This is a genomic window from Desulfovibrio desulfuricans, from assembly GCF_024460775.1.
Lineage (GTDB): Bacteria > Desulfobacterota > Desulfovibrionia > Desulfovibrionales > Desulfovibrionaceae > Desulfovibrio > Desulfovibrio desulfuricans_E.
Genome location: NZ_JANFYZ010000106.1, coordinates 1 through 236, shown reverse-complemented (window position 1 = coordinate 236; position 236 = coordinate 1). Strand labels below are relative to the sequence as shown.

Genomic DNA, 236 nt, shown 5'->3' with positions numbered 1-236 from the left:
CGTCAGATGAGATTAAGGAAAAGGAAGACAAGATAAAAGAGCTTCGGGGAACGATTGATAATTCAAGAGAATTGTTTGATGAAATTGAAAAAGAAATAAAAGAACAGACAGAGGGAAGAGATGCATTAAACAGGAAGCATAAACAGTTTCTGCAAATGCGGGAAGACTTGTCAAAACATATTTCGGCTCTCGATAAAGAATGTTTCCGCCTGGACAGTCAAAAACAATCTTACGAG

General features: G+C 37.3%; 1 protein-coding gene. It reads left to right on the top strand.

Annotated elements, in window-relative coordinates; genetic code table 11:
* Positions 1-236 (top strand): hypothetical protein (locus tag NE637_RS15575; protein ID WP_256267831.1); only part of this gene is annotated, 236 nt, incomplete at both ends.